The sequence below is a fragment of the Kitasatospora sp. NPDC034023 genome, from assembly GCF_055575795.1.
In genome coordinates, this window is the sequence record NZ_JBVIRY010000005.1 from 312,744 (window position 1) to 339,084 (window position 26,341).

Consider the following 26,341-nt stretch of genomic DNA (forward strand, 5'->3'; position numbering starts at 1 on the left):
GGCCGGGGCCGTCGGGTCAGGCCTCGGTGACCAGCGCGGCGACCAGTCGCCGGACCAGCTGCGCGCCGTCGGCCGACCGGTCCCCGTACATCAGCAGGTGGTGGACCGTGCCCACGAGGGCGAGCGCGAGCATCGCGCAGTCGGCGTCCGCGCGGACCCGGCCCAGGCGCTGCTCGGCCTCCAGGTAGCGGACGACCGCGCCCTCGACCGCGTCCGGTCCGGGCGCGCCGGCCTCCCAGGCCAGCCGCACCCGCTGCGTGGCGCCCTGCCGGGCGAGCGCGGCCGCCGCGATCACCGGCCCGGTGGTGCCGAGCAGGACGAGCGCGGCGCCGGTCAGGTTCTCCCGCACCTCCCCGCTGCCCGCCCGCCCGGGCAGCGGGGCGACCTCGGCGGCGATCCGCGCGAAGCGGTCCAGGACGAGCTGGGCCATGAAGTCGTCCAGGTCGGCGAAGTGGTTGTACAGCAGCCCCTTCGCGCAGTCGGCCTCCTCGGTGACGGACCGGTTGGTCAGCCCGGCCGGCCCCTCGCGGGCGAGCACGCGCTCGGCCGCCGTGAACAGCCGTTCCCGCACGTCGGGGATCGCTACGCCGCGTGGTGACATCCAGGTCCTCCGGAACGGGTCTTGCACAGTATGGGCGAGTGCCCATACCTTGCTATGGGCGATCGCCCATACTAGTGTCCGACAGGAGCGAACCCATGCGCACACCCGTCAACACCGCCCAGTCCCACGCCTGGAACGGCGACGAAGGCCAGCACTGGAGCGACCACCACGACCGCTGGGACGCCGTCAACGAAGGCTTCGACCCGCTGCTCCTGGCCGCCGCCGCGATCACCCCCGCCGACCGCGTCCTCGACATCGGATGCGGCGCCGGCCACACCACCCGCCGCGCCGCCCGAGCCGCCACCCACGGCTCCGTCCTCGGCCTCGACCTCTCCGCCCCGATGCTGGCCCGGGCCCGCGCCCTGACCGCCGACCAGGACCCGGACCACACCCCCTCCGGCCGGATCGCCTTCGAACAGGGCGACGCCCAGATCCATCCCCTGCCCACCGCCGCCTTCGACGTCGCGATCAGCCGCTTCGGGATCATGTTCTTCGAAGACCCCGTCGCCGCCTTCGCCAACATCGCCCGCGCCCTGCGCCCCGGCGGCCGCCTCGCCTTCGTCTGCGTGGCCGACCCCGCCCGCACCGAATGGGTCCGGGTCCTCGACGAGACGCGCGCCGCCCTCCCTCTCCCGAAGCAGCAGGACGCCCCGCCCGCCGGCCCCGGCATGTTCTCCCTCGCCGACCCCGCCGAGATCCACCGCGTCCTCGGCTCCGCCGCCCTCACCGACATCCGCACCGAACCCGCCGAGGCCCACGGACACTTCGGCCGCGACACCGCCGACGCCGCCGACCACCTCCTCGGCTCCGGCCCCGCCCGCGACCTGGCCGAACAACTCGACCGGACCCACCCGGGCGACACCGACACCCCCACCGGCACCGACCGCCTCCGCGCCGCCCTCACCACCGCCCTCGCCCCCTACGAACGACCCGACGGCGTACGGCTGCGCACCGCCGCCTGGCTGGTCACCGCCACCCGCCCCTGACCGCCCCGGGCGCCCTACGCCTGCTCGCCCTCGCCCTCGGCGTCGATGTGCGGCAGGATCCGGTCCAGGAAGCGCGGCGTCCACCAGGCCGACGCGCCCAGCAGCGTCATCACCGCCGGGACCAGCAGCAGCCGCACGATCGTGGCGTCCACCAGCACGCTCACCGCCAGGCCCAGCCCCATCATCTTGATCACCACGTTGTCGCTGACGATGAACGCCGCGAACACGCTGACCATGATCAGCGCGGCGCAGGAGATCACCCGGGCCGTGATCTCCAACGCGTGCGCCACCGCGTCCTGGCTGCGCCCGGTGCGCAGCCAGGCCTCGTGCACCCGCGAGAGCAGGAAGATCTCGTAGTCCATGCTCAGCCCGAAGACGATCGCGAACATCATCATCGGCACGTAGCTCTCGATCGGGACCTTCCCCGCCACCCCGAGCGCCGGCCCGCCCCAGCCCCACTGGAAGACCGCCACCACCACCCCGTACGAGGCCGCGATCGACAGCAGGTTGAGCACCGCGGCCTTGACCGCGACGAGCGGGCCGCGGAAGACCGCCAGGATGATCAGGAAGGCCAGCCCGACCACCACCGCGATGATCAGGACCAGCCGGCTCGACACGATGTCCAGGAAGTCGACCTGGGCCGCGGTGTTGCCGGTGACGTAGGTCTTCGCGCCGGTGCCGGCCACCGCGTCGGGCAGCACGGTGTCCGACAGGTGGTTGACCAGGTCGGTGGTGGCGCGGTCCTGCGGCGCGCTCGCCGGGATGACGGTGCCGAACAGCACCGCGCCGTCCGGGCTGGTCTGCAGCGGGGTGGCGCTGGCGGCGCCGGGCAGGCCGGTGAGGGCCTGCTGCACCGAGGCCGACACGGCCGGCCGCGTCTCGGCGGGCACGGCGCTCTGGTCCACCACCACCGTCAGCGGCGCGTTCGAGCCCGGACCGAAGGCCTGGGACATCAGGTCGTAGGCGCGCCGGTCGGTGAAGTCGGTGGAGTCGGCGCCGTCGCCGATGTGGCCCAGCTGGATGGAGAACAGCGGGATCGACAGCACCCCCAGCACCACCACCCCGGCCACCAGGTACCGCCAGGGGCGCGCCTCCACCCGCCGGGCGTAGCGGTGCCAGCTCCCGCCCTCCGCGCCCTCGGCGCCGCCGGACTCGGCGATCGGACGGCGCACGGCGAAGCGGTCCATCCGCCGCCCGATCAGCCCCATCAGCGCCGGCAGCAGGGTCAGCGCGCCGAGCACCGCCGACACCACGGTGACGGCCGCCGCGGCACCCAGCTTGGCGATGAAGGAGATCCCCGACACCGACAGCCCGGACAGCGCGATGATCACCGTGCAGCCGGAGACCAGCACCGCGCGCCCGCTGGTGGCCACCGCCTGCCCGGCCGAGACCACCGGGTCCACGCCGTCCATCAGGTTCTGCCGGTGACGGGTCAGCAGGAACAGCGCGTAGTCGATGCCCACCCCGATGCCGATCATCGTCGCCAGGGTCGGCGCGACCGTCGCGAAGGTGGACAGCGCCGCGATCAGCCCCAGCGCCCCCAGCCCGACCACCGCCGCGAACAGCGCCGTCACCAGCGGCAGCCCGGCCGCGATCGCGCTGCCGAACCCCACCAGCAGCACCACGATCGCCACCGCGAAGCCGATCGCCTCGCTGGAGCGGTCGTCCGGCGCCGGCCGGGCCAGCTCGCCCAGCGGACCGCCGTACTCCACCTGCACCCCGGCCTGGCGCAGCGGCGCCACCGCCTCGTCCACCCCGGTCAGGTAGTCGGTGCCCAGCAGCGTCGGCGTGGTGTCGAACCGGACGGTGATGTACCCGGTCAGCCCGTCGGCGGCCAGCGGACCGCCCGGCGCCACCGGCTGCCCCGGCGGCGGCAGCGGGCTCTGCACCGCGATCACGTGCGGCAGCTGCTGCAGCGAGGCGACCGCCTGGGCGATCTGCGGCTGGAAGCCGGTCAGCGGCGCGGCGTCGTGCAGCACCACCTGGGAGCTGGTGCCCGCGGCGGCCGGCTCGTGCGCCTGCAGGACGTCGCGGCCCTGCTGCGCCTGGGTGCCGGGCAGCGAGAAGTCGTCCGAGTAGGTGCCGCCGACCGTCTTGTTGGCGGCCTGGATGCCGGCCAGGGCGACGATCCACAGGACGATGACGATCAGTGAGTGGCGCGCGCACCACTCGCCCAGGCGGCGCAGCGCCGCCCGCCTGGTCGGGCGCTCGGCGGCCGAGGGGACGGGGCGGGCGGACAGCGGCATGGACGGCTCCCGGGTCTGCTGCGCGCTGGTGCGCCGGATCGGCGCAGTGTTCCCGGCGGGGCCGGACCGCCCCCGGGTACCGGCGGGTAGTCGTCCCGACGGCCCCGGCGTGGCGTCCGGGGCCGTCGGGAACGGCGGGCTGGTGGGCTGGGGGGTCAGGGCCGGGCGGGGCCGCCGAGCCCGGGGGTGGTGACGGGGGCGGCGGCGCCGATCAGGACGACCAGTTCGTGGCCGCCGGGGTTGGTCCGGACGGGGACGGTGCGCCAGTTGTTGGCCAGCCAGACGTTGCCCGAGGGATCGATCTGCAGGCCGGTGTTGCGCTCCAGCCCGTCGCTCGGGTAGCCGGTGTCGGGCGGGGAGAGGGGCTGTCCGGTGCGGTAGCCGGGCGGGCAGGCGGTGAGGTCGGTGCCGCACAGGCGGGCGACGCGGTGGCCGCCGAAGTTGGCGACCCAGACGGTGTCGTCCCCGTCGACGGCGATGCCCCAGGGCAGGAACAGTCCGCCGTCGGTGAAGGGTTCGGGGGCCGGGGTGCCGTCGGGCCCGATCAGGGTGACCGAGGCGCCCGGGCGCGGTCCGGCCTCGGCGGCAACGGCGTCGGCGAAGTCGTCCGCGGTGGTGTCCGCGCAGGGGACCGGCAGGATGCCGCTGTTGCTGACCCAGGCGTAGCCCTTGCTGTCGGTGGCGACGGCGAGCGGGCGGCGCAGGCCGCCGCCGGTGACGGTCCGCTCCGGGGTGCCGTCGGGGGCCAGGACCTGGACGCTGTCGTTGCCGTTGCCGCTGACCCACAGCCGCCCGGCGGGGTCGACGGCGGCGCCGAAGGGCTTGCTCAGCGCGGGGGTGGGCACCTCCCGGGCGCGGGTGGCGTCACCGTCCGGGATCCGGGTCACGCTGTCGCCGCCGCAGTTGGCGACCCAGACGGTGCCGGCCCGGTCGGCGGCCATGCCCTGCGGCTGGGCGATGCCGCCGGTGCGCCATCCTTCGGGCGGGGAGAGCGGGGCGCCGTCGGGGGCGAACTGGGAGACGCTGCGCTCCAGCGGGGTCGGGTCGACGGGGCAGCCGCGGCCCTGGAAGCCGAAGTTGCCGACCCAGGCGCTGCCCCTGGCGTCGACGGTGATGCCGAAGCCGGCGCCGTACAGGCCGCCGCCGCGGTGGGGCGCGCCGGGGGCGTCCCGGCCGGTGGGGGTGAACGTGAGGACGGTGCGGCCGCCGCAGACCGGGACGGCGGGGTCGGCGCCGTAGCGGTAGTTGTTGGTGACCCAGGCGTTGCCGTCGGCGTCGAAGGCGAGGTTGCCGGGGCCGTCGAGCTCGTGGCCGTTGCCGTCGTAGCGCAGGGCGAGGGTCCAGGCGTCGGGGGCGGCGGGCAGGGCGGGCCGGTAGCGGGGGGTGGTGTCGGCGAGGGCGAAGAGGGCGGCGGCGTTGTGGCCGGGGTCGTGGGCGATGTCCACGGCGGCCCGCAGGGTGTCGCGCGGCCGGTCGTGGCCGGGGCGGCGGGCCAGGTCGAACAGCTGCTCGCAGGCGTCGCCGGTGACGCACGCGGCGAGCAGGTTGGCCAGGGTGTTGAACTCGGCCATGGTCGAGGTGAGGGCGCCGTTGGGCGCGGTGGCGAGGGGGGCGGCGATGTCGCCGGTGCCGGTGTCGGCCAGATTGTGGGCGACGGCGGCGGCGTTCGGCAGCCCGGGGCGGGGGCCGGAGACGCCGGCCGGGCCGGTGAAGCGGGCCAGGGCGTAGGCGACGGCGACGGTGGTGCGCTCGTTGACGACGAGTTCGGGTGGGGCGTCGGCCCCGCTGAGCACGGCGGCGAGCACGGCCGGCCCGTCCTGCGGCGCCCCCTCCAGCGCGGCCCCGTCCTGCGCGGTGCGTTCCCCCGGGTGCCCGAGGCCGGCGAGCACGTACAGCACGGCGCGCGGGTCGTGCGGGCGGCGGTAGTCGAGGGTGAAGCGCCCGTCCTCGGCGCTGCGGGTGCGGGCCAGCACCCGTGGCGCGGCGCCCTCGCCGTCCCCGGCCTGGTAGAGCGTCACCTCGGCGCCGCCGAGCGGGGTGTCGCCGCTGCGGACCACCCCGCACCGGTCGACGGTCTCCCACCCGGCGGGGGCGGCGGCCGCCGCGTGGGAGGGTCCGGCGGCGAGCTGGGCCAGGAGGGCGGCGGTCAGCAGGACGCCGCGGCGTCGGCGCATGGGGGGCTCCGTTCGGTCGCAGGGCAACGGCGGCCCGTGCGCCCGTCACGGGCGGGGCCGCCGCCCTCCTGCCTGCCACATCCGGGGGCCGCCCGCGCGCGACCGGCCGCGGGACGCGGCGGAAATTGCCCGGTACGGGCGAGGCGGCGGCGCGGGCGGCCCCGGTGGACGGGGCGTCAGCCGAGCTGCGCCGGGGCGGCGCCGGCGAAGGAGCGGTCCTGCTCGGGGGCGGTGGCCGTGGCGGCGCGGGCCTGGTCGCGGCGTTCCAGGGCGGCGGACCAGAGGGCGAGGACGAGCGCGGCGGCGGCGAGGGCGGCGCCGACCCAGTTCGGGGCGGTGTAGCCGAGGCCGGCGGTGATGACGATCCCGCCGAGCCAGGCGGCCAGCGCGTTGCCGAGGTTGAAGGCCCCGATGTTGACGGCCGAGGCCAGGGTGGGCGCGCCGTGGGCCTGGTCCAGCACCCGCTTCTGCAGCGGGGGGACGGTGGCGAAGCCGAGGGCGCCGACGAGCAGGAGGGTGACGGCGGCGAGGATCCTGCTGTGCGCGGTCAGGGTGAACAGCGCCAGGACGACGGCCAGGCCGCCGAGGGCGGTGTACAGCATCGGCATCAGCCGGCGGTCGGCGAACCTGCCGCCGAGCAGGTTGCCGAGGAACATGCCGACGCCGAGCAGCACCAGCAGCCAGGTGACCGCGCCGTCGGAGTAGCCGGCGACCTGGGTCATCATCGGGGCGATGTAGGTGATCGCGGCGAAGACCCCGCCGAAGCCGAGCACGGTCATCGCCATCGCGAGCAGCACCTGCGGGTTGCGGAAGGCGGTCAGCTCGCGGCGCAGGTGGGCGCCCTCGAGGCGCGGCATCGCGGGCACCAGTCTGGCGATGCCGAGCAGGCCGACCACGCCGAGCGCGGCGACGACGCCGAAGGTGGTGCGCCAGCCGACGGCCTGGCCGATGAAGGTGCCCAGCGGCACGCCGACGATGTTGGCGACGGTCAGCCCGGTGAACATGGTGGCGATGGCGCCGGCCTTCTTCTCGGGGGCGACCAGGTCGGCGGCGACGACGGAGCCGATGCCGAAGAAGGCGCCGTGGGCCAGCGAGGTCACGATGCGGCCGGCCAGCATCAGCGGGAAGCTCGGCGCGAACGCGGAGAGCAGGTTGCCGACCACGAACAGGCCCATCAGCAGCATCAGCATCGTCTTGCGGTTGATCCTGGTACCGAGGGCGGTCATCAGCGGCGCGCCGATGACGACGCCGAGGGCGTAGCCGGTGACCAGCAGGCCCGCGTGGGGGATGGAGACGCCGTAGTCGCCGGCGATCCGGGGCAGCAGGCCCATGATCACGAACTCGGTGGTCCCGATCCCGAATGCGCCGATGGCCAGGGCGAGGAGAGCGAGAGGCAAAGGCCCGAACCCTTCTGTGATTGCTTGAGTGAGCGGCTAGCGTGCTTCGACAATAGTTGCACGCGCGCAATAAGTGCAATCGCGAGTAGGGTGCGCGCGCCGTGACCGTCCGGCCAGTGGTCCAGACCACTGACGCGCGCCGTAAAAGCCGCACATCGGTACATTGAGGGCGATCGGGAGCAGCGCCAGGCTTCGCGCGTCCACGCACAGAAGGCCGAACCGCCTTCGGAAAGGGTCTCCATGCACCCCGCCCTCAGCCCCGCCGTCCTCGCCGAGCTGCGCCGGCCCCGGCCCTACCCGGCGGTGTCGATCCTGATGCCCACCCACCGCCGGGAACCGGACAAGACGCAGGACCCGGTCCGGCTGCGCAACCTGCTGGCCGAAGCGAAGGAGAAGGTCCAGGCCGACCCCGCGGTCTCCCGCGCCGAGCGGATCGACGTCCTGGAGCAGCTCGACCGGGCCCTGAGCGAAGTCGACCTGGTGCACGCCGAGGACGGCCTGGCGATCCTCGCCGCGCCCGGCGAGCACCGGATCTGGTCACTCGGGCGCACCGCCCCCGCCCGGGTGGTCCTGTCCGACACCTTCCTCACCCGCAACCTGGTCGCCGCGCACGCTGCCGAACGCCCCCACTGGGTGGTCGCGATCGCCGCCGACCGGGTGGCGCTGTGGGGCGGCACCCAGGAGCGGGTCGCCGAGGAGACCGGCAACGGCTTCCCGCTGGTGCGCGTCCACGACAACCCCGACCCCGAACGGCAGGAGCAGATCGGCGACACGCCCAGCACCTTCCGCGACGAGGAGACCAAGACCTTCCTGCGCCAGGCCGACGCCGGGATCGGCAAACTGCTCGCCGCCGACCCCCGCCCGCTGTACGTGGTCGGCGAGGCCGCCGCGCTCGCCCTGCTGGACACCGTCGGCCCCATCGCCCAGCAGGCCACCGCGCAGATCCCGCACGGCGGCCTCGCCCAGGCCGACGCCGAGACCGTCCGCCGGGTGGTCGAGCCCGCCGTGCGCGCCCGCGCCGAGCGCGAGGTCGCCGACGCCCTCGCCCTGCTCGACAAGGCCCGCGGCCGCCAGGGCTTCGCCGCCGGCCTGGACGAGGTCTGGCGGGCCGCCGGCGAGGGCCGGATCGACCTGCTGGTGGTCGAGGAGAACTACCGCGCCACCGTCCGCGACGACGGCGAGCACCTCGTCCCCGCCGAGGCCGGCCAGGCCGGCGTCCGCGAGGACATCGTCGACGAGGTCATCGAGCGCGGCCTCGACACCGGCGCCCGGGTCAGCTTCGTCCCCGACGGCACCCTCGCCGACAGCGACCGGATCGCCGCCGCCCTGCGCTACTGACCCGCCTTCCGCGCGTCGGGCCCCACGCGCGTGCCGGGCGTGCCGGTCCCAACCGGCTTGCCAGGAGAGCGGATACGCGACACCGGCGGCGGGGTCGGCTACCCGGCGGCCGCTGCGGCGGGGACCTGAGGGGCCGGGACCCGGGAGGCCGCGCCGCCGTCGGGGCCGGCCGGCTCCAGGGCCACGTCGAGCACGTCGACCATCCTGCGCAGCTTCTGCTGCACCCGTACGGCCTCGCGCCGCGGGACACGGACGACCGCCCGGGCCGAGGCCGGCGCCACGGTGCTGAAGGCGAGGTCCAGGACCCGGTGGTTGTTGAGGGTGGAGGCGAGCCGTGCGAGCGTCCCGGTGGTGGGGCGCAGCGTGACGGTGATCCGGGTGTGTTCCATGGCGGCGGTCCTGTCGGTGGATGGGACGGGCGGGCCGGAAAAGCAGAAAGACCCCTCGCGGAGTGCGAGAGGTCTGCGTGCGGGCGGTGGGCCGGGGGAGGGTCACTCCTCCCGGCGCGGTGCCGGCACGCTGCCGCTGGTAATCAGCTGCTGCTGCATGCCCCGCATGCTGGCAGAAACCCGCCGGGGTGGGACAAGGCGTCTCACCCTGCGGGACGGCCGCGGTGACCCGGCGGCGCAAGGCCCGCGGCCCGGACGTGGCACCCGGTCGGCGTCCCCGCGCGGGCCGCCGTACCGCCGCCGCACCGCCGCCGCCCGTAAACCGGTTGGCCGGGCACACCGCCGACTGCTACGGTCTGCGCAGCCGTGAGAAAAACGCGAGGAGGTGTCACCCATGAAGGCTGTATCCGTGTGGGTGCTCCCCCTTTCCGCCACGGCGGGCGATTGACACAGGTGTCGCCCGGGAGCGCCTCAGACCAGGCACTCCCGAAGGGCAACACCATGAACACTTCGCACCCCACCCCCGACATCCCCGCCGCCGACGACCACGCGCTCGCGGTCACGCGGATCTCGGACACCCAGTGGCACGCCGTGGAGGACGACCGCGTGGTCGGCCACGGCGACGCCTCACGCCGGCCCGACGGCCGGCTCTTCGTCAGCGTCGACGCATGGCAGGGCGCGGTCTTCGACCGCATCGCCGCCGCGATGTCGGCCGACCTGCCGGAACCGCTGCACACCGTCACCGACGAGGTCGACCACGACACCACGGCCGCCTGGCAGCGGGCCGGCTTCACGACCGTACGCCGCGAGTGGTGCTACCTCCTGCCCACCGACCCGCAGGCCACCGGGCTCGGCCCGGTCCGGCCCCCGGCGGGCGTGACGATCGTGCCCGCCGGCGAGGCGCAGGAGGATCCGCTGCGCGCCCTGGACCGCGTCATCCACGAGGAGGTCGAGGCCGGCATCGGCTGGCCGGCGATGCCGGCCCAGGTGCTGCCCCGGCCGGCGTGCAGCACCGTGGTCGACCCCGCCAAGTACGCGGTGGCACGGCAGGACGGCCGCTACGTCGGGCTGCTCCGGATCGCGCCGCTGCGCCGGCCGCGGATCGGGCTGCTCGCCGTCCGCGCCGACCACCAGCGCCGCGGCATCGCCCGGGCGCTGCTGGCCCACGCACTGGAATCGCTGCACCGCGACGGCGTCACCTCGGCCTGGGCCGAGGTGACGGAGTCCAACACGGCCGCCACCGCCCTCTTCGAGGGCATCGGCGCCCGCCGCGCCGGCAGCACCCTCGAACTCGCCCGCCACCGAAGCCATTGACACCCCAACACCGAACGGAGAGGTGAGAGCCATGAGCAAGACCGCAGACGGCATCGAAGTCGAAGGCACCGTCACCGAGTGCCTGCGCAACGCCACCTTCAGGGTGGAACTGCCCAACGGGCACATCGTGCTCGCCCACATCAGCGGCAAGGTCCGCAAGAACCACATCAAGATCCTCCCGCACGACCGGGTCCTCGTGGAGCTCAGCCCCTACGACCTCACCCGCGGCCGCATCCGCTACCGCTACCGGTCATAGCCGGTGGCTGCGGCCGGCGGCTCAGGTCGGTGACCGCGGCCGGTGACGGTGGCGTCAGTCGGTGACTGAGAGTCAAGTGACTGATGTGCTTGACCGTTTCGCGGGCCACAGTGGGTGGTGCCGGCCGCCGGTCCGCGGTGGCATCGGCTGACGCCACCGCGCGACGGAGGAAACGAGCATGATCGACAGGCGCACCTTCACCAGGGCCGTCGGGCTGGGGGCGGGCGCGAGCGCCCTGTCCCTGGCCGCCCTGTCCCAGGCCGCGGAGGCCGCACCGGCGGCCCCCGTCCTGGAGGCCGTGCCGGGCGGCGCCGCCGCCGGGCGGACCGGGTTCGCCCGGCTGGCGCAGGTCCGCGCCGGAGTGCTGGACATCGGCTACGCCGAGGACGGCCCGGCGGACGGCCCCGTGGTCATCTGCCTGCACGGCTGGCCGTACGACATCCACAGCTACGTCGACGTCGCCCCGCTGCTCGCCGCGCAGGGCTACCGCGTCATCGTCCCCTACCTGCGCGGGCACGGCTCGACGCGGTTCCTGTCCGCCCGTACGCCGCGCAACGCGCAGCAGGCGGCGGTCGCGCTGGACATCGTCGCCCTGATGGACGCGCTGGGGATCGGCCGGGCGGTGCTGGCCGGTTTCGACTGGGGCTCGCGCACCGCCGACATCATCGCCGCGCTGTGGCCCGAGCGGGTCAAGGCGCTGGTGTCGGTCAGCGGGTACCTGATCACCGACGTGGAGAAGCAGAAGGAGCCGCTGGCGGCCGCCGCCGAGCACACCTGGTGGTACCAGTTCTACTTCGCCACCGAGCGCGGGCGCCAGGCCATGGAGGACCGGGACAAGCGGCGCGACCTGTGCCGCCTGGTCTGGGAGAGCGTCTCCCCGACCTGGGCCTTCGACGACGCCGTCTTCGCCCGCACCGCCGCCGCCTTCGACAACCCCGACTACCCGGCGATCGTCATCCACAACTACCGCTGGCGCCTGGGCCTGGCCGACGGCGAGCACCGCTACGACCGCGTGGAGCAGCGGCTCGCCGCGCGGCCGCGCATCGCCGTCCCCACCGTCACCCTCGACCCCGGGCGGGACCCCTTCACCGCCCCCGGCGACGGCTCCGGCTACCGCCCGTACTTCACCGGCCCCTACCTGCACCGCACCCTCGCGGACGTCGGCCACAACCTGCCCCAGGAGGCGCCCGACGCCTTCGCCCGGGCCGTCCTGGACGCCGACCGCCTCTGACGCCGGCCGCCTGTGACGCCGGCCGCCTGTGACGCGTCGCCGGGCGGCCGCCGGGTCAGCGCTTCGCGTACTCGGCCAGGAACAGGTCGACGCCGGAGCTGATCGTCCGCCACGTCTCCGCCTCGTCCGGCCCGGCCCCGGGGCTGAAGGTGTGCACCAGCTGCAGCACGCCCACCGTGCAGGCCACCAGTTGCTGCACCGCGAGCTTCGGGTCCGGGACGGCGAGCAGGCCGCGGCGGTCCAGTTCGGTGAGGGCCTCGACCAGCGGGGCGTTGTTCATCTCGTAGCTGACCTGGTACCAGAGCCGGCCCAGCTGCGGGAAGCGGTCGATCTCGCCGATCACCAGGCGGCGCAGGGACATGATGTCGGGGCGCAGCACGATGCGGGCCCAGTCGTGGGTGAGCGTGATCAGTGCGGAGCGCAGGTCGGCGGCTTCGGCGATGGTGGAGTTGTGGGGCTTGAGGCCCTCGTAGGTGGTGGGCAGGAAGCCGCCGATCACCGCGAGGAAGAGCCGTTCCTTGTTGCCGAAGTGCTTGTAGATGGTGGCCTTGGAGACGCCGGAGCGTGCGGTGATGGCGTCCATCGAGGCGGCGGAGTAGCCCTCCTTGAGGAACTCGGCCAGGGCGGCGTCGATGATCGCCCGCCGGCGCCGCTGGGCGGCGTCGGCGGGGCCCGGGATGATCGGCAGGCCGAACTCGTCGGTGGGCCCTGCGGTGTCGGCGGCCATCGGGTGCTCCTCGGAGGGGGTCTGCGGAGGGCGGAGGAAACGGTACTGATCAGTATAAGAACTGAACTGTCCGGTACAAGTCCATGCGCGCGACGCGCCGCCCGGACTGAACCATACGATTCAGTTCACCGAAAAAGACTGAACCGTATGGTTGACGCACTGAACTGAACCGTTTAGATTTCTCGGCGTCGGGACGACGACGAGCGGCAGCCGCCCACCAGCGAACGCCGACGAGTTCGGCCTGCCGGTCACACCCGTACCCATTGCAAGGAGCACGTCATGAGCGCGTCCAAGGTCTTCGCCATCTCCGGCTCGCTGCGCGCCGACTCGCACAACACCCAGCTGCTGCGCGCCGCCCGCACGTTCAACCCGGCCGGCATGGAGATCGAGATCTACGACGGCCTGCGCGAGATCCCGCCGTACGACTACGACCTCGACCACCCCGGCAAGCGCCCGGCCGTCGTCGAGGAGCTGCGCCGCAAGGTCACCGAGGCCGACGGCCTGCTCATCGCCACCCCGGAGTTCAACTACTCCATCCCCGGCGTCCTGAAGAACGCCCTGGACTGGCTGAGCACCGACTGGACCAAGACCGAGGGCCTGCCGCTGCACCGCAAGCCCACCGCGATCATGGGCGCCGCGCCGACCAACTTCGGCTCGGTCCGCGCCCAGCTCGCGCTCCGTCAGGTCTTCGTCTGGACCGACAGCGACGTGGTGGTCAAGCCCGAGCTGGTCGCCTTCCGCTCCCACGAGCGCTTCGACGACCAGGGCGAGCTGACCGACGAGGTCACCATCGGCATCCTCAAGGACCTGCTCATCGCCCTCCAGGGCAAGATCGACGCCCGCTCCTGACGCCCGCTCCTGACGCCTGACTCCTGACGCCTGACGCCTGACGCCTGACGCCCGACGGCCCGGCCCCGGCCCCCCGGAACACTCCTGGGGGGAGCCGGGGCCGCCCGCGTGTGAACTGCCCTGCCAGGCACCTGGGCTGACGAACCGTCCGATACGGCCGGCCGCCGCGCCGCACACCCGGAACCCCGGACCATTGCCGACCTGTTGCACGGGGAGTGGCCCGGCTCACAGCCGTTCGAGGGCGAAGCGTGATCGACTCGGCCGATGCGCGAGTCCGAGAAGCCCACCCCGCCGCCGTCGGCCCGTCGGCCCGCCGCGGCCGTCACCCTCGCCGTGGTCGCCGCCGCCCTGCTCACCGCCTGCGGCACCCGGACGACCGGAGCGAGCGGCGCGGCCGGGGCGTTCGCCACCCCGGCGGCCTCCGCCGGCGCCACACCCTGCGGGGCGCCGCTGCCCGCGCCCGCCGGCGGCGCCCAAGCGCCGTCCGGACTCGCGCGGGACGGCGTGCGGATCACCGCCGCCAGCCCGGCCTGCGCCGAGTACGAGGTGACCAACCCGAACGGTGAACCGTCCGACGTCACCGTGGTGTTCAACCGGCTCTCGGCCGCCGGAGCCGCCCTGGACACCGTGACCCACACCGTCGCCGCGCTCGCCCCCGGAACCACCGAGAAGAGGCGGATCGACCTGTCCGGCCCGGGCCCGGCCCTGCCGGGCGCAGCCGCGTCCCAGGTGAAGATCGTCAAGGTCCGCAGCGTGCCCAGCGCCGAAGCCCCGCAGCCCGACGGCCCCTGCCCGGCCTCCGGCCTGCGCCTGTACGCGGACGAGGGCGACGCCGCGATGGGCCTGCGCGTCGCCGGCCTGCACCTGCGCAACTGCGGCACCGCCACGCTGGCCCTCGACGGCTACCCCACGCTGCAACTGCTCGACCCCGAGCACCACCCCGTCGACGGGGTCCGGCTGCTCTCCGGCGGCGCCGAGATCGCCACCGGCACCGGCGCCGACAACCCGCCGCAGAAGATCGCGCTGCGCCCGGGCGAGGGCGCCCGCGCCACCCTGGTGTGGCGCAACACCACCGGGGACGGCACCCCGGTGAACATCCCCTACGTCCGGGTCCGCGCCACCCCGGACGCGGCCCCCGTGATGGTCACCCCGGAACTCGACCTGGGCACCACCGGCCGCCTCGGCGTCGGCGCCTGGGCCAGGGAGGACGCCGGAGCGAAGCCGCCCGCCACCCGGCCGCCGGCCCAGGGCGGCTGACCCCGCCCGCAGCCCCCCGGCACGGCGCACCACGGCACGGCCCGGCCCAACACGACACAGCCCGGCACGACCGGCGGCCCGGCACGCTCCCCCGTGGCGTGCCGGGTCGCCGGTTCGTCTCCTCGTGGAGGATGCCAGGGCGCGGCCCGGCCGAGTTGGCGCTGCGTCGACAGTCCCTTGGCGCTGCGTCTACTCTCCGGCGCCTCCGCCGCCGGTGTGCTCGGACAGCGCCTGGCGGCGGTGCTCGCCGGGCGGGAGTCCGTACGCGGCCCGGAAGGCGCGGCTGAAGTCGGAGGCGCGGGGGATGCCCCAGCGGGCGGCGAGGGCGTGGACGGGCACGGCGCGCAGGGCCGGGTCCGTCAGGTCGCGGCGGGCCTTGTCCAGCCGCTGGCGGCGGATCCAGACGGCGACCGTCTCGCCCTGCGACTGCTGGGTGAAGAGGCGGTGCAGGTAGCTGACGGAGATGTGGTGCGCGGCGGCGATCACGGGCGGGGACAGCTCGGGGTCGTGCAGGTTGCGCAGGATGAACGTCCGTACGCTCTCCAGCAGGGCCCGCTGCCGGGTGTCGTCCGGCACGGCCGCCTCGGCGTCGAGTTCCCGGGCCAGCCAGGCGGCCACCAGGTCGACCACGACCGTGCCCAGCCGGGGCGCCTCGGCCGGTCCCAGGGCGGCGGCCTGCCGGTCCAGGCCGACGATGAACTCGGTGAGCAGCGCGCTGGTGCCCTCCCGTCCGGAGAACGCCCGCCCCATCAGGGTGCGCAGGCGGTGGGGCGGCAGCGGCAGCGCGGACACGGGGAAGTCGACGCCCACCGCTTCGACCCGGCGGGGGCCCCGGTCGGTGGCGCGTGCGCCGAGGCCCCGCACGTCGTACGGCTGCGAGCTGTCGAGCACGTACAGCTCGCCCGGGCCGAACACGGCCGTCCGGTCGCGGTCGCCGTGCGTCAGCGACAGGCCCCCGTCGAGGACCATGGTCAGGTGGTACACCCCGGGGTCCGAGCGCCGCACCCTGCCGGCGGTGCGCCGGAACCGCGCGGGCGGGAACGACGATCTGAGGAGGGTCACCGGCCCCAGCTCCAGGCGCCGCATCTCCGCCGTGAAGTCGTCGGCGTGAGCGCTGGTCATCTCGCTGTCCCGGGTCCGTCCGATCAGCTCCCGCCAGCAGTCGAACCGTTCCTTCGCGGGCACGTCCTCGCCCCGGAACACACTCGCCGTCCTCGCGCTCACGCTCCCGTTCCCTCCTCCGTGCTCGTCCTGCGGCCCGCCGACGAGGCCTGCCGCTGACGGCGCCAAACCCTGCGGCGACTTGCCAGAGCGTAAGGGGACGGTGACGGTACGACGAGTGCGGGGGTGGCGGTCGGGAGGTGGGCGGGTGGCGGTCGGGAGGTGGGCGGCCGCCGATTTTCCTCTTCCGATCATGGGCTGGTAGCTTCTTCCCTGTCGGCGGGACAAGATCGCGGAAGCGGTCGGGGAACCGCCGGACAGGCGTCGGTGGTGCAGTGGTAGCACGCCCGCTTTCAGCGGGAGGGGTTCGTTCGATCCGAGCCCGGCGCTCCCATCGGTAGGGGCGGAAGTCGCATGCGACTTCCGCCCCTACCGCGTTCCTCCGCGCCCCCGGGCCGGCCGGCGGCTCCGGGCCCTAGCCGGCCAGCAGCGCGCAGACGAAGTCCTCCTCGACCGCGCGCAGCTGTGCCAGCAGGTCCGGGTTGCCGGTCTGGTTGACCTGCTCGGTGACGGAGACGGTGACGCTGCGGCGGCCGTCCGGGGTGCCCGCGCCGAACTGCGTGTAGCCCGCGGTGTTGCCCGTGTGCCCGTACACCACGCCGCACCGGGTGGTGTACTCGAAGATCGCCAGCCCGGCGCGGTTGGCCCCCGGGCCGGCCGGCTCGGAGGCACCCGCGACGAACGCCCGCTGCCGGCGGCGGGTCGCGTCGCTGATCAGCGGGCCGCCCGCGTACCCGGCCGCGAACGCGCTGAAGTCCTTCGGGGTGGACACCAGGCCGCCCGACGCCCAGGCGCCCGAGGCGCCGAACAGGGTGCTGACGTCCTGCGCGGGCTCGGGCGGCTGGACGGCGTAGCCGTGCAGGTACGGCTCGGGCAGCCGGTAGCCGGAGGGGAGGCTGGTCTGTGTGAGCCCCAGCGGCCGGTAGACCTGGGAGTCCAGCAGGCCCTCGTAGCGCTGCCCGGTCGCGGCCTCGGCCATCAGGGCCACGGCGATGTTGTCGGAGTTGGAGTAGTGGTAGCGGGAGCCGGGGGCGAACTCCAGGTCCTGGCCGGCGACGAAGTCCAGCAGGTGCCGGGAGTCGAACCGGTGGTGCGGGTCGGCGCGGATCAGGTCGACGAACTCCGGTGCCGCGCTGTAGTCCGGCAGCCCGCTGGTGTGGTTCAGCAGCTGGCGCAGCGTCACCGTGCCCCAGGCGGCGGGCAGCGCGGGCAGCCGCTGGGCGAGCGTGTCGTCCAGCCCGAGCAGCCCGCAGTCGACCAGGCGCAGCGCGACCGCGCCGCTGAACGCCTTCGCGGCGCTGGCCAGGCGCATGTGGTCGTCGGGCCGGGGCGGCCGGCCGGTGCCGACCTCGGCCACCCCGGCCCGGAACACCCGCACCCGCTCGCCGTCGCGGAGCACCGCGATGGCGCCGGGCGGGCCGTCCGGGCGGTCGACCAGTTCCTGCAGCCGGGCCCGCAGTGCGAGGTCGTCGTCGTCGCGGGGCGCGGCCGCGGCGGCCCCGGCGGGCGCCAGCGCCAGCGCGGCGGTGAGCAGGGCGGCGACCGCGCGCCCGGGGCGGCGGGACAGCGGCGAACGGCGGGAGCGCAGGGACACGGCGGGGCCTTCCGGACGGCTCGGGTGGATCGGGGTGGCTCGGCGGCGGGGGTGCACCGCCGCCCCGGCCGCAAGGGATCACCCGCCGACGCCCGGCGGAAACGGCCGACGGCCCGCCGTGACCCGCCCAGCCGAGCGCCCCGGCCGCCGTGACCCGCCGGGCGCCGGCCCGTCCGTCCGTCAGCCCTGGGGCAGGTGGTCGGCGACCAGGACGGCGAAGTCGTCGGGGGTGACGACGCGGATGCTGAGCTCCTCGGCCTTGGCGCGCTTGGATCCGGCCTTCTCGCCGGCGACGAGCAGGGTGGTGCGCTTGGAGACGGACGAGGAGGCCTTGCCGCCGGCGCGTTCGATGAGCTCGTTCATCTCGTTGCGGGACAGCGCGGCGAGCGGGCCGGTCATGGAGCCGGTGACGACGACGGCCTCGCCGGTGAGCGGGCCCGAGGCCGCGTCCTGCCCCACCGGGCCATCGGCGTCCGCCGCGTCGGACGCCGCTGCGGGCGCCTGCGGCACGGTGACGGCGGTGCCCACGCCCCGGGCCGCGAGGCGGTCCAGCAGCGGTGCGAGCTCGGCGAGTTCGGCGACGATGACCCGGGCCTTCTCCGCCCCGATGCCGTCCACCGCCGCCAGGGTGTCGGCGTCGGCGGCGCGGATCGCGGCCATGGAGCCGAAGTGGGCGGCGATGCGCCGGGACATGGTGCGCCCGGTGCCGCGCACGCCGAGCGCGCAGAACACCCGGTTGAGCGGCTGCGACCGGGCGGTCTCGATCGCGGCGAGCAGGTTGTCGGTGCTGGTCTCGCCCATCCGCTCCAGGCCGAGGAGCTGCTCGCGGGTGAGGGAGAACAGGTCGGCGAGGTCGGTGACCAGGCCGGCTTCGACGAGCTGGACGGCGCGGGTGCCGCCCAGGCCCTCGATGTCGAGCTGGCCGCGGCCGGCCGCGTAGATCACCGAGGCGACGGCCTGGCAGTTGCGCCCGCGGGCGCAGCGCCAGCGCTGCTCGGTGGTGTCGATGGTGTCGCCGCAGCGGGGGCAGGCCTCGGGGAAGGCGATCGGCTTCTCGTCGCCGGTGCGCTCGTCGACCAGCGGCGCCTCGACGCGCGGGATGACGTCCCCGGCGCGGTAGACGAAGACCCGGTCGCCGAGCATGAGGCCGCGCCGGGTGATGTCGGCGGGGTTGTGGAGCGTCGCGTAGGTGACGGTGACGCCGTCGATGACGACCGGTTCGAGGACGGCGCGCGGGGCGATGATGCCGGTGCGGCCGACGTTCCACTCCACGTCGAGCAGCCGGGTGACCTTGTGCTCGGCGGCGAGCTTGCGGGCGACGGCCCATCGCGGCGCGCGCGAGCCGGAGCCGGCGTCCTGCTGGTCCACCGAGGAGTCGGCCTTGACCACGACGCCGTCGATGCCGAACGGCAGCTCGGAGCGGAGCGCGGCGATCTCGCCGACCCGCTGCTGGGCCTCCTCCAGCGTGGCGCAGCGCTGCGGGTGGGCGGCGGTGGTGGCTGCGGTGTTGGCGCCCAGGGCGGCCAGGCGCTCCAGCAGGGCGCTGTGGGTGAGGTCGTCGTCGAGGCCGACCGCGCCGTAGCCGAAGAACGTCAGCTCGACGCGGTAGGGCCGGTCCTTGGCCCGCAGGGTGCCGGCGGCGCCGTTGCGCGGGTTGGCGAAGGGGACCGCGCCGTGGGCGGTGCGCACCTCGTTGGCGTGCTCGAACTGCTCACGGGTGAGCAGGACTTCACCGCGCAGCTCGACGTCGACGGGCTCGGCGAGCACGGCGGGCAGGCCCAGCACGGCGTCGGCGGCGTGGCTGATGTCCTCGCCCGCCAGGCCGTCGCCGCGGGTGATCAGCCGGTGCAGGCGCCCGGCACGGTAGCGGGCGGCCACCGCCAGACCGTCCAGCTTGGGCTCCACGCACCAGGCGGCCACCGGCCGGCCCAGGCGCCGCTCCAGCCCGCCCGCCCAGTCCGCGAGCTCCTCGGCCGAGAAGACGTTGTCCAGCGACAGCATCGGCACGCTGTGCGGCACGTCGCCCCCGACCGCACCGCCCGCGACCTTCCCGGTGGGCGAGTCCGGCAGCACCTCGCCCGGGTGCGCCTGCTCGTAGGCCGCGACGGCGCGCAGCAGGGCGTCGTACTCGTCGTCACCGAGCGGCGTACCGCCGTCGGTGTAGTAGGCGGCGGCCGCCCGGACGGCGGTGGCAACGGCATCGGCGTAGTCGCCGGGGGTGAGCAGAGCGGCGTCGTTCATGGGCAGCATCATCGCCACTGGCACTGACATTCGACGGCGGCGGGCCGTACCACCGGCGCGACCGGCCGCGCCCCGCTCCCGCCGCCGCGTCCCCGGCCGTCCCGGCCCCGCCCTTGCGGCCGGCCCGTCCGGTCATGGGAGCCCGTCCGGTCACGGCGGGCAGAGGGCGGTGCCACCGGCGAACGGGCGCACCACCGCGCCGCGTCCGCCGGCCCCGCCTGCGCTCAGGGGAGGTAGCGCTCCAGTGCAGCGGCGCCCTTGCGCTCGATCTCCTGCCGCGCCCACTCGAGGCGGCCGGGGGTGACGTCGCGGCCCGACACCATCACGAGGTCCTCGGGATCGAAGGGACGCTCCGATCCGGTGTAGAGCTGCCGCTGCATTCCGGACGCCGACTCCGGCACGCCCTCGTTCATCGATTCCCGCATGTCCATCACCTCATCGCCTGGTGGCCCGTACGCACGGTCCTTCGATGGTCGTTCCGACGGCCGGACCATGACGGGTGGAACACGACCAAGTTACTCCGTTCGAGTGAATGCGCGGCCTGGGACGACTCCGGCTAACCGCCAACGGCCCGGCCGTGCCCGCCGCGCCCGCCGCGCCCGCCGCGCCCGTACGGTCAGCGGGGGCGGTGGGCGACGGCGGCGAACATCGTCACCGACAGGTGGAAGGCGCCCTGCCCGGCGGCGGCCTCGAGGCCGGCGTAGAGCCGGTCGCGCTGCTCCTCGGTGATCAGGTCCCGCCCGAGGGCCGCCGTGGCGAGCCCGCGGACGATCGGCCGGCTGACGGTGCGCGGGTCGTGCAGGAGGACGTCGGAGCCGAGCCCGTCGACGGTCAGGCCCGCCGCGGTCAGCCAGCCGGCCAGGCGGCGTCCGGCGTCCGGGGTGGCGGCGGTGGCCTGGGTGACGGTGGCCAGCGCGGGGCGGATCTCCGGGTCGGCCGGGTGCAGGACGAAGGTGGCCCAGTCGGTGTCGAGCAGGGCGACCCGGCCGCCGGGGCGCAGCACCCGGGCGATCTCGGCGACGGCCCGCGCCGGGTCGTCCAGGTGCTGCAGGACGCGCTCGCACCAGACGACGTCCACGTCGGCGTCGGGCAGCGGCAGCGCGAGCGCGTCGCCGTCCACGAACCGGGCCGGGCTGCCCGCGTCGGCGGCGCGCCGCTCGGCGACGGCCCGCAGGCCGGGGTTGGGCTCGAGGCCGGTCGCGTCGCCGCCCGGCGCGACCGCCGCCGCCAGCACCCGGGTCTCCGAGCCGGTCCCGCAGCCGACGTCCAGCGCCCGCTCGCCGGGGCGCGCGGCCAGGCGCGCGTGCGCCCACTCGCGCAGCCGCCGCACACCGGCGTTGGCGCCCTGGACGTCCAGGGCGGCGGTCAGCCGGTCGGTGGCCGCGGGGTCGGCGTTGGCCGCGTGGAAGGCCGAGGTGGGGCGCGGGTCGCTCATGGCGCCCACTCTAGGCAGCCGCCCGCCCGCCGCAGGGCACGCCCGGGAAGCCCTCGGCGCAGGCCGGGCGGTCAGGCCGGGGCGAAGGTGCGACGCAGGTGGGCCACCAGACGGGCCGGGTCGGCGGCGGGCAGGCGGGCGGCGAGGTAGCCGTCGGGGCGGATGAGGACGGCCTCGCCGTCGCCGGGCCGGTAGGCGGCGTGGAAGGCGGCGCCGGTGTCGCGGACGACGGGCAGGCGCAGGCCGTCCGGGGCGGCGGGGGACGAGGCCGTGGGGGACGCGGGGGCGCTGGGGGAGTCCGGGGCGAGGACGGCGTACACGTCGAGCAGGCCGTGGGCGGCGGCGTGGGCGGCGGCCGCGCAGGCGCGCAGGGTCCGCGTGTCGGTGGCGGGGCCCGCGGACAGCAGCAGGATGTGGTGGGTGCCGCGCAGCAGCTCGTGCAGGCGCTGCGGGTAGGCGGTCAGGGGGCGGGTGAGGCCGGGGCAGTCGGGGGCGCGGTCGCCGGGGGCGGGGCGGGTGCCCGGGGCGGGCTCGGTCAGCGGTCCGTCGCGGTAGCCGACCAGGAGCTGGGCCTCGCGCAGCAGCGGGGTGGCGGGGTCCTCGGGGTCGGCGTCGAAGCCCGCGCGGGCGTGGCGCACCGTACGGGCGACGACCTCCCGGCCGACGGGGTGGCGTTCGGCGTGGTAGCTGTCGAGCAGGGTGTCGGCGGCGGCACCGCGGACGGTGAGGGCGAGCTTCCAGGCGAGGTTCCAGGCGTCCTGGATGCCGGTGTTCATGCCCTGGGCGCCGGTGGGCGGGTGGATGTGGGCGGCGTCGCCCGCCAGCAGCAGGCGGCCACTGCGGTAGCGGTCGGCGAGGCGGTGGCTGATCCGGAAGACCGAGGACCAGCGCAGCGCGGAGGCGGTGACGGGGCGCGGCGCCAGCCGGTCCAAGCCCTGCTGGATGTGCCGCAGTTCGGGGGCGTGGCCGCCCTCCAGCCCGTGCGCGACCCCGCGCACGGGGTCGGCGGCGGTGGCGAGTTCGGGCGGGACGGTCATGGACACCCGGTAGCGGCGCCGACCGGGCAGCGGGACGCACACCAGTACGTCCGCGGCGGTGCCGTCGGCGGCGGCGCGGGTGGCGCGCACGGCGTAGCCGGGCGGCAGGTCCCAGTCGAGTTCGACGTCGCCGAGCATGAACTGCTCGGGGAAGGCGTCGCCGCCGAAGCCGATCCCGGCGGCGTGGCGCACCGTGCTGTGGGCGCCGTCGCAACCCACGACGAAGCGCGCGGACAGCTCGCGCGGCCCCCGGGGGGTGGCCAGGGCGGCGTGCACGCCGTCGTCGTCCTGCCGCAGGCCGAGCACCTCGGTGCCGCGCTCGACGACGGCGCCGTAGCCGGCCAGGTGCTCGGCGAGCAGCCGCTCGGTGGCGTCCTGGGGCAGTGCCGCGAAGCGGTACGGCACGTCGGCGGGCAGGTCGAGGTCGATGCGCGGGCCGGGAGCGCCGTCGACGAAGGCGAGTTGGCCGAGCAGGGGCACCGCCTCGTCCAGGACGCGGCGCACCAGCCCCATCGCGTCCCAGACCTCCAGGGTGCGGGGCTGGATCCCCACCGCCTTGGCGTAGGGCTGCGGGGCGTCCAGCCGGTCGACGATCCGGCACCGCACGCCGCGGCGGCACAACTCGGCGGCGGCGGTCAGGCCCACCGGTCCGGCCCCCACGACCAGTACGTCGGTGTCGTCCACGCGCGCTCCTCGGCTGCCCGGCACCGGCGGTGCCGCCGTATCCCCAGGCTGCCCTCCGCCCTGGTGTTCCGCCCGGCGGGGCCGGCGGACGCCTCGGCCGGGCCCGCCGGGGGCCTCGGTGTCCAGGTCCGGTGTCCAGGTCCCGTGTCCGGGCCCGGTGGGCGGGGTCCTCCGTACGAGTACCGGGCGTCGGCGAACAGTGAACGCCGGACACGGCTGCTCCACCGATCCGCACCCTGGACTCCACTCATCGTTCGACCAGCGGCCTTGTACAATCCCTACATTCGGGCCACTGCCGGTGATCGGCCGTCGGCGGTGCGTACCCGCCCGGGCCGTCCGGCCCCGTCCGCTTCTGAGCGAAAGGCCGCGTGATGGCCCCCCGCCTGTCCGTCGTCGTCCCGATCTACAACGTCGAGCGCTACCTCCAGGAGTGCCTCGACTCGATCGCGGCCCAGACCTTCGAGGACTTCGAATGCGTCCTGGTCGACGACGGCTCGACCGACGACGGCCCCGCCATCGCCAAGGCCTACGCCGACCGGGACCCGCGCTTCCGGCTGGTCCGGCAGGAGAACAAGGGCCTCGGCGCCGCCCGCAACACCGGCTGGCGCCACCTCACCCCCGGCACCGAGTACCTGACCTTCGTCGACAGTGACGACACCCTGCCCCCGCACGCGTACCAGCTGATGATCCGCACGCTGGACGAGAGCGGATCCGACTTCGTCACCGGCAACGCGCTGCGCCTGCGCACCACCGGCCTCACCCCCTCGCACGGCCACCGCCGCGCCTTCCGCGAGAGCCGGCTGGGCACCCACGTCAGCGAACTGCCCGCCCTGGTCACCGACCGCACCGCATGGAACAAGGTCTACCGGCGTTCCTTCTTCGACGCCGCGGGCATCCTGTACCCCGAGGGCATCCTGTACGAGGACGCCCCGGTCAGCGTGCCCCACCACTTCCTCGCCAAGCGGGTCGACGTGCTCGCCGAACCGATCTACCACTGGCGGGTGCGCGAGGACGGCGACCTGTCCATCACCCAGAAGAAGACCGACCCGCGCGGCCTCGTCGACCGGGTCCGCTCGATGGAACTGGTCCGGGAATGGCTGCTCGCCCGCCCCGAACCGGCCTTCACCGAGCACCTGCGCGCCTACGACCACAACTGCCTGGTCGAAGAGATCCCGATGTTCTTCTGGTCCGTCCCGGACGGCGACCGCGCCTACCGCGAGGCCTACCAGCAGCACGTCAGCCGGCTGCTGCGGGCCATCGGCCCCGAGCGGCTGGCCGGGCTCAACAGCCAGCTGCGGCTCAAGTACCGCCTGACGCTGGCCGACCGGATGCACCGCTTCGTCGCCGTCCAGCGCCTGCACCGCCTCGCCCGCCGCACCCGCCAGGCCGCCGCCCGCACCTGAGGCCGGGGGCGCGGCCACGGCGACGGCGACGGCTATGGCCGCCGTGCCGCGCGGTGCTACCGGCCGTCCGCTCCGCCGCCGTCCGCCTCGCCGCCGTCCGCCTCCGGCCCGGCGCCGAGGGTGCGCAGGGTGCGCAGGAACAGGTCCGCCTCGGCCGGGGCCAGCGGCGCGAGGAAGCGCGCCTCGGCCTCGACGCGGACGCGCTCGGCCCGTACCAGCAGCTCCCGTCCCTGCGGGGTGAGCCGCACGACATTCTTGCGGCGGTCCTCGGGGCTGCGGGTGCGCTCGGCGAGGCGCTTGGCCTCCAGGGCGTCGACGAGGGCGACCATCGTCGTGCGGTCGACGCCGAGGAGGCCGGCCGCGTCCTGCTGGGAGAGCGGCACCTCCGCCCCCAGGACGGCGAGGACCGCCAGTTCACGGCCGTCGAGGCCGAGCGGCGCCAGCGCCCGGGCCGACGCCTCGGCGTACCGCAGGTGGGTGTGCTTGAGCAGGTAGCCGAGGCGGGCCGACAGGGGCCCGGAGTCCACATCGCTTGACATATCCGTTGACATATCCGCGAGAGTATCTCAGCCCCATTGATGGTCAGCATGGCTGACGATCAATTAGGCTGACGATTATGACGCCGTCGACCGCACCACCCGCGCAGCCGATCACCTTCGGCCTCAAGACCACCCCCATGCGCGTCCCCTACACCGACATCCTCCGCGTCTGGCAGGAAGCCGACGACCTCAACGACATCGCCGACGCCTGGTTATGGGACCACCTCTTGCCCATCGCCGGCCCCAAGGACAGTGACGTCCTGGAAGGCTGGACCCTCCTCAGCGCCCTCGCCGCCTCGACCCGCCGACTGCGCCTCGGCCTCCTGGTGACCAGCAACCGCCTGCGCCACCCCGCCCTCCTCGGCAAGATGGCCACCACCGTGGACGTCATCTCGCACGGACGCCTCGTCATGGGCCTCGGCGTCGGCGGCACCCACCAACCGCCCGGAGCCGGCGGCATCGCGGGGGAGAACCCCGCCGCCGCGGAGTACGCCGGATACGGCCTGAACCTCGTCCCGCCCCGCGAAGGCATCGACCGGCTCGCCGAAACCCTCACCGTGCTGCGCGGCATGTGGACCCAGGACGTCTTCGACTTCGACGGGCGCTACACCTCCCTCCACGGGAACCGCAACCACCCCAAGCCCGTCCAGCGCCCGGGCCCACCGATCCTCATCGGCGGCTGGGGAACGCGCCTGCTGCGCCTGGCGGCCGAACAGGCCGACATCTGGAACATCCCCGGCCCGCCCCACAACACCGTCGACCACCTGCGCGAACGCAGCCGCGTCCTCGACGCCCACTGCGCCGCGATCGGCCGCGACCCGCGCACGATCACGCGCTCCGTCCAGTACATCGTCTCCTACGACGACCCGGCCCAGGACCGGGCCGCCCTCGCCGAGTTGACCGCCGCCGGCTTCACCCACCTCGTGCTCAGCCTGCGCAGCCCCTACCCGCCGGGCGCGGCCCGGTGGCTGGTCGACGAGATCATCCGGCCGCTGCGCAACGGCTGACCCGGGGGAGCGGGGCGTCGGCCGCGCAGCGCGGGGGCGTGACCGACCCCGCCCCGGCCCGCACGGCCTCCCGCCTCAGCCGGTGCCCGCCTCAGCCGGTGCCCGGCCGGACGGCGCGCGGTCCGGCGCCGTCGAGCGTGGCGAGCAGGCGGGCGCGGACGTCGGCGGCGGCCTCGCGGGTGACCGGGTCCGCGCTCTCCAGCTGCGGGGCGATCAGCTCCGCGGCCGCGGCCAGGAGCGGGAGGGGTACCTCCGCGGTCCGCAGGTGGAGGAGCTGCGAGGCCGCCCGTTCACCGGGCGTGGCCGGGGCGGGGGCACTGGGGATCAGGGCGGTGATGCCTCGGGGGAGCTGACTGTCGGTCACCCGTCCATTCTCGCGGGTGCGGACCGGTGACGATCACCACGGCCGTCGCCC

Annotated in this window: 23 protein-coding genes and 1 tRNA gene; 10 read left to right on the forward strand and 14 right to left on the reverse strand. The window is 75.1% G+C overall.

Features of this window, described 5'->3' with window-relative positions:
• Window positions 1-16: 16 nt before the first annotated feature.
• Window positions 17-601: a TetR/AcrR family transcriptional regulator gene (locus ACZ52R_RS10615; protein ID WP_465615112.1), complete on the reverse strand. Its 585-nt coding sequence runs from the start codon at window positions 599-601 to the stop codon at window positions 17-19.
• Between the two features lie 95 nt (window positions 602-696).
• Between ACZ52R_RS10615 and ACZ52R_RS10620 the strand changes: the two genes are divergently transcribed.
• Window positions 697-1,587 carry a class I SAM-dependent methyltransferase gene (locus tag ACZ52R_RS10620; protein WP_465615113.1) on the forward strand — a complete coding sequence of 297 codons (891 nt, stop codon included), beginning with the start codon at window positions 697-699 and terminating at the stop codon, window positions 1,585-1,587.
• Between the two features lie 14 nt (window positions 1,588-1,601).
• Here ACZ52R_RS10620 and ACZ52R_RS10625 read toward each other — a convergent pair whose 3' ends face one another.
• From ACZ52R_RS10625 to ACZ52R_RS10635, 3 genes are all read right to left on the reverse strand, one after another.
• A complete protein-coding gene (locus tag ACZ52R_RS10625) occupies window positions 1,602-3,833 on the reverse strand; it encodes an MMPL family transporter (RefSeq protein ID WP_465615114.1) in 2,232 nt (743 codons plus the stop codon).
• Between the two features lie 155 nt (window positions 3,834-3,988).
• A complete protein-coding gene (locus ACZ52R_RS10630) occupies window positions 3,989-6,007 on the reverse strand; it encodes an NHL repeat-containing protein (RefSeq protein ID WP_465663716.1) in 2,019 nt (672 codons plus the stop codon).
• A gap of 176 nt (window positions 6,008-6,183) precedes the next feature.
• Window positions 6,184-7,404 (reverse strand): MFS transporter, encoded by a 1,221-nt coding sequence (locus ACZ52R_RS10635; protein WP_465663717.1) that lies wholly within the window; start codon window positions 7,402-7,404, stop codon window positions 6,184-6,186.
• A 240-nt stretch (window positions 7,405-7,644) separates the two neighbouring features.
• Between ACZ52R_RS10635 and ACZ52R_RS10640 the strand changes: the two genes are divergently transcribed.
• A complete protein-coding gene (locus tag ACZ52R_RS10640; RefSeq protein WP_465663718.1) occupies window positions 7,645-8,742 on the forward strand; it encodes a baeRF3 domain-containing protein in 1,098 nt (365 codons plus the stop codon).
• A gap of 98 nt (window positions 8,743-8,840) precedes the next feature.
• Here ACZ52R_RS10640 and ACZ52R_RS10645 read toward each other — a convergent pair whose 3' ends face one another.
• On the reverse strand, window positions 8,841-9,131 hold the full coding sequence (locus ACZ52R_RS10645) for a hypothetical protein (RefSeq protein WP_465753331.1): 291 nt from the start codon (window positions 9,129-9,131) through the stop codon (window positions 8,841-8,843).
• A 501-nt stretch (window positions 9,132-9,632) separates the two neighbouring features.
• Here ACZ52R_RS10645 and ACZ52R_RS10650 point away from each other — a divergent pair.
• The 3 genes from ACZ52R_RS10650 (at window position 9,633) to ACZ52R_RS10660 (ending at window position 11,932) form a co-directional block, all read left to right on the forward strand.
• Window positions 9,633-10,445, forward strand: a complete 813-nt coding sequence (locus tag ACZ52R_RS10650; RefSeq protein ID WP_465753332.1) for a GNAT family N-acetyltransferase — start codon at window positions 9,633-9,635, stop codon at window positions 10,443-10,445.
• 31 nt (window positions 10,446-10,476) lie between these two features.
• Window positions 10,477-10,701, forward strand: coding sequence for a translation initiation factor IF-1 (gene infA, locus ACZ52R_RS10655; protein ID WP_360497441.1), 225 nt, complete (start codon window positions 10,477-10,479; stop codon window positions 10,699-10,701).
• Between the two features lie 178 nt (window positions 10,702-10,879).
• Window positions 10,880-11,932: an alpha/beta fold hydrolase gene (locus ACZ52R_RS10660; RefSeq protein WP_465615126.1), complete on the forward strand. Its 1,053-nt coding sequence runs from the start codon at window positions 10,880-10,882 to the stop codon at window positions 11,930-11,932.
• Window positions 11,933-11,987: 55 nt separating this feature from the next.
• Here ACZ52R_RS10660 and ACZ52R_RS10665 read toward each other — a convergent pair whose 3' ends face one another.
• Entirely contained in the window at window positions 11,988-12,659 is a 672-nt protein-coding gene (locus ACZ52R_RS10665; RefSeq protein ID WP_360497435.1) for a TetR/AcrR family transcriptional regulator, read from the reverse strand.
• 279 nt (window positions 12,660-12,938) lie between these two features.
• On the opposite strand from ACZ52R_RS10665, the gene ACZ52R_RS10670 reads away from it, so the two are divergent.
• Together ACZ52R_RS10670 and ACZ52R_RS10675 are read left to right on the forward strand one after the other, a co-directional pair.
• Window positions 12,939-13,508, forward strand: coding sequence for an NADPH-dependent FMN reductase (locus ACZ52R_RS10670; protein WP_360497432.1), 570 nt, complete (start codon window positions 12,939-12,941; stop codon window positions 13,506-13,508).
• Window positions 13,509-13,772: 264 nt separating this feature from the next.
• Window positions 13,773-14,765 carry a DUF4232 domain-containing protein gene (locus ACZ52R_RS10675; protein ID WP_465753333.1) on the forward strand — a complete coding sequence of 331 codons (993 nt, stop codon included), beginning with the start codon at window positions 13,773-13,775 and terminating at the stop codon, window positions 14,763-14,765.
• A 189-nt stretch (window positions 14,766-14,954) separates the two neighbouring features.
• Here ACZ52R_RS10675 and ACZ52R_RS10680 read toward each other — a convergent pair whose 3' ends face one another.
• The gene (locus ACZ52R_RS10680) at window positions 14,955-15,989 is read right to left on the reverse strand and encodes an AraC-like ligand-binding domain-containing protein (protein WP_465753334.1); all 1,035 of its coding nucleotides are present in this window, start codon (window positions 15,987-15,989) and stop codon (window positions 14,955-14,957) included.
• A gap of 258 nt (window positions 15,990-16,247) precedes the next feature.
• Here ACZ52R_RS10680 and ACZ52R_RS10685 point away from each other — a divergent pair.
• Window positions 16,248-16,316: transfer RNA gene (locus ACZ52R_RS10685), tRNA-Glu, on the forward strand.
• Window positions 16,317-16,401: 85 nt separating this feature from the next.
• Here the strand turns inward: ACZ52R_RS10685 and ACZ52R_RS10690 are convergent.
• From ACZ52R_RS10690 to ACZ52R_RS10710, 5 genes are all read right to left on the reverse strand, one after another.
• Window positions 16,402-17,580, reverse strand: coding sequence for a serine hydrolase domain-containing protein (locus tag ACZ52R_RS10690; protein WP_465753335.1), 1,179 nt, complete (start codon window positions 17,578-17,580; stop codon window positions 16,402-16,404).
• Window positions 17,581-17,760: 180 nt separating this feature from the next.
• On the reverse strand, window positions 17,761-19,821 hold the full coding sequence (gene ligA, locus ACZ52R_RS10695; protein WP_465753336.1) for an NAD-dependent DNA ligase LigA: 2,061 nt from the start codon (window positions 19,819-19,821) through the stop codon (window positions 17,761-17,763).
• A gap of 224 nt (window positions 19,822-20,045) precedes the next feature.
• Window positions 20,046-20,234 carry a hypothetical protein gene (locus tag ACZ52R_RS10700; protein ID WP_360497798.1) on the reverse strand — a complete coding sequence of 63 codons (189 nt, stop codon included), beginning with the start codon at window positions 20,232-20,234 and terminating at the stop codon, window positions 20,046-20,048.
• Between the two features lie 203 nt (window positions 20,235-20,437).
• The gene (locus tag ACZ52R_RS10705; protein WP_465753337.1) at window positions 20,438-21,256 is read right to left on the reverse strand and encodes a methyltransferase domain-containing protein; all 819 of its coding nucleotides are present in this window, start codon (window positions 21,254-21,256) and stop codon (window positions 20,438-20,440) included.
• A gap of 71 nt (window positions 21,257-21,327) precedes the next feature.
• Window positions 21,328-22,977, reverse strand: a complete 1,650-nt coding sequence (locus tag ACZ52R_RS10710) for an FAD-dependent monooxygenase (RefSeq protein WP_465615140.1) — start codon at window positions 22,975-22,977, stop codon at window positions 21,328-21,330.
• Window positions 22,978-23,348: 371 nt separating this feature from the next.
• Here ACZ52R_RS10710 and ACZ52R_RS10715 point away from each other — a divergent pair, with 371 nt between their 5' ends.
• A complete protein-coding gene (locus ACZ52R_RS10715; protein WP_360497411.1) occupies window positions 23,349-24,380 on the forward strand; it encodes a glycosyltransferase family 2 protein in 1,032 nt (343 codons plus the stop codon).
• Between the two features lie 56 nt (window positions 24,381-24,436).
• On the opposite strand, the gene ACZ52R_RS10720 is transcribed toward ACZ52R_RS10715, so the two are convergent.
• On the reverse strand, window positions 24,437-24,907 hold the full coding sequence (locus ACZ52R_RS10720; RefSeq protein ID WP_465753338.1) for a MarR family winged helix-turn-helix transcriptional regulator: 471 nt from the start codon (window positions 24,905-24,907) through the stop codon (window positions 24,437-24,439).
• Window positions 24,908-24,996: 89 nt separating this feature from the next.
• On the opposite strand from ACZ52R_RS10720, the gene ACZ52R_RS10725 reads away from it, so the two are divergent.
• The gene (locus ACZ52R_RS10725) at window positions 24,997-25,926 is read left to right on the forward strand and encodes an LLM class flavin-dependent oxidoreductase (RefSeq protein WP_465753339.1); all 930 of its coding nucleotides are present in this window, start codon (window positions 24,997-24,999) and stop codon (window positions 25,924-25,926) included.
• Between the two features lie 91 nt (window positions 25,927-26,017).
• Here ACZ52R_RS10725 and ACZ52R_RS10730 read toward each other — a convergent pair whose 3' ends face one another.
• Complete coding sequence (locus ACZ52R_RS10730; protein ID WP_465615146.1) at window positions 26,018-26,290, reverse strand: hypothetical protein; 273 nt, start codon at window positions 26,288-26,290, stop codon at window positions 26,018-26,020.
• Window positions 26,291-26,341: the final 51 nt, after the last annotated feature.

What these genes read in the sequence shown, in the direction of transcription:
- ACZ52R_RS10665 (WP_360497435.1), bottom strand. Translation starts at nt 12,659, where the DNA reads ATGGCCGCCGACACCGCAGGGCCCACCGACGAGTTCGGCCTGCCGATC.
- ACZ52R_RS10645 (WP_465753331.1), bottom strand. Translation starts at nt 9,131, where the DNA reads ATGGAACACACCCGGATCACCGTCACGCTGCGCCCCACCACCGGGACG.
- ACZ52R_RS10715 (WP_360497411.1), top strand. Translation starts at nt 23,349, where the DNA reads ATGGCCCCCCGCCTGTCCGTCGTCGTCCCGATCTACAACGTCGAGCGC.
- ACZ52R_RS10670 (WP_360497432.1), top strand. Translation starts at nt 12,939, where the DNA reads ATGAGCGCGTCCAAGGTCTTCGCCATCTCCGGCTCGCTGCGCGCCGAC.
- ACZ52R_RS10640 (WP_465663718.1), top strand. Translation starts at nt 7,645, where the DNA reads ATGCACCCCGCCCTCAGCCCCGCCGTCCTCGCCGAGCTGCGCCGGCCC.
- ACZ52R_RS10725 (WP_465753339.1), top strand. Translation starts at nt 24,997, where the DNA reads ATGACGCCGTCGACCGCACCACCCGCGCAGCCGATCACCTTCGGCCTC.
- ACZ52R_RS10615 (WP_465615112.1), bottom strand. Translation starts at nt 601, where the DNA reads ATGTCACCACGCGGCGTAGCGATCCCCGACGTGCGGGAACGGCTGTTC.
- ACZ52R_RS10660 (WP_465615126.1), top strand. Translation starts at nt 10,880, where the DNA reads ATGATCGACAGGCGCACCTTCACCAGGGCCGTCGGGCTGGGGGCGGGC.
- infA (WP_360497441.1), top strand. Translation starts at nt 10,477, where the DNA reads ATGAGCAAGACCGCAGACGGCATCGAAGTCGAAGGCACCGTCACCGAG.
- ACZ52R_RS10675 (WP_465753333.1), top strand. Translation starts at nt 13,773, where the DNA reads ATGCGCGAGTCCGAGAAGCCCACCCCGCCGCCGTCGGCCCGTCGGCCC.
- ACZ52R_RS10620 (WP_465615113.1), top strand. Translation starts at nt 697, where the DNA reads ATGCGCACACCCGTCAACACCGCCCAGTCCCACGCCTGGAACGGCGAC.
- ACZ52R_RS10630 (WP_465663716.1), bottom strand. Translation starts at nt 6,007, where the DNA reads ATGCGCCGACGCCGCGGCGTCCTGCTGACCGCCGCCCTCCTGGCCCAG.
- ACZ52R_RS10625 (WP_465615114.1), bottom strand. Translation starts at nt 3,833, where the DNA reads ATGCCGCTGTCCGCCCGCCCCGTCCCCTCGGCCGCCGAGCGCCCGACC.
- ACZ52R_RS10650 (WP_465753332.1), top strand. Translation starts at nt 9,633, where the DNA reads ATGAACACTTCGCACCCCACCCCCGACATCCCCGCCGCCGACGACCAC.
- ACZ52R_RS10705 (WP_465753337.1), bottom strand. Translation starts at nt 21,256, where the DNA reads ATGAGCGACCCGCGCCCCACCTCGGCCTTCCACGCGGCCAACGCCGAC.
- ligA (WP_465753336.1), bottom strand. Translation starts at nt 19,821, where the DNA reads ATGAACGACGCCGCTCTGCTCACCCCCGGCGACTACGCCGATGCCGTT.
- ACZ52R_RS10700 (WP_360497798.1), bottom strand. Translation starts at nt 20,234, where the DNA reads ATGAACGAGGGCGTGCCGGAGTCGGCGTCCGGAATGCAGCGGCAGCTC.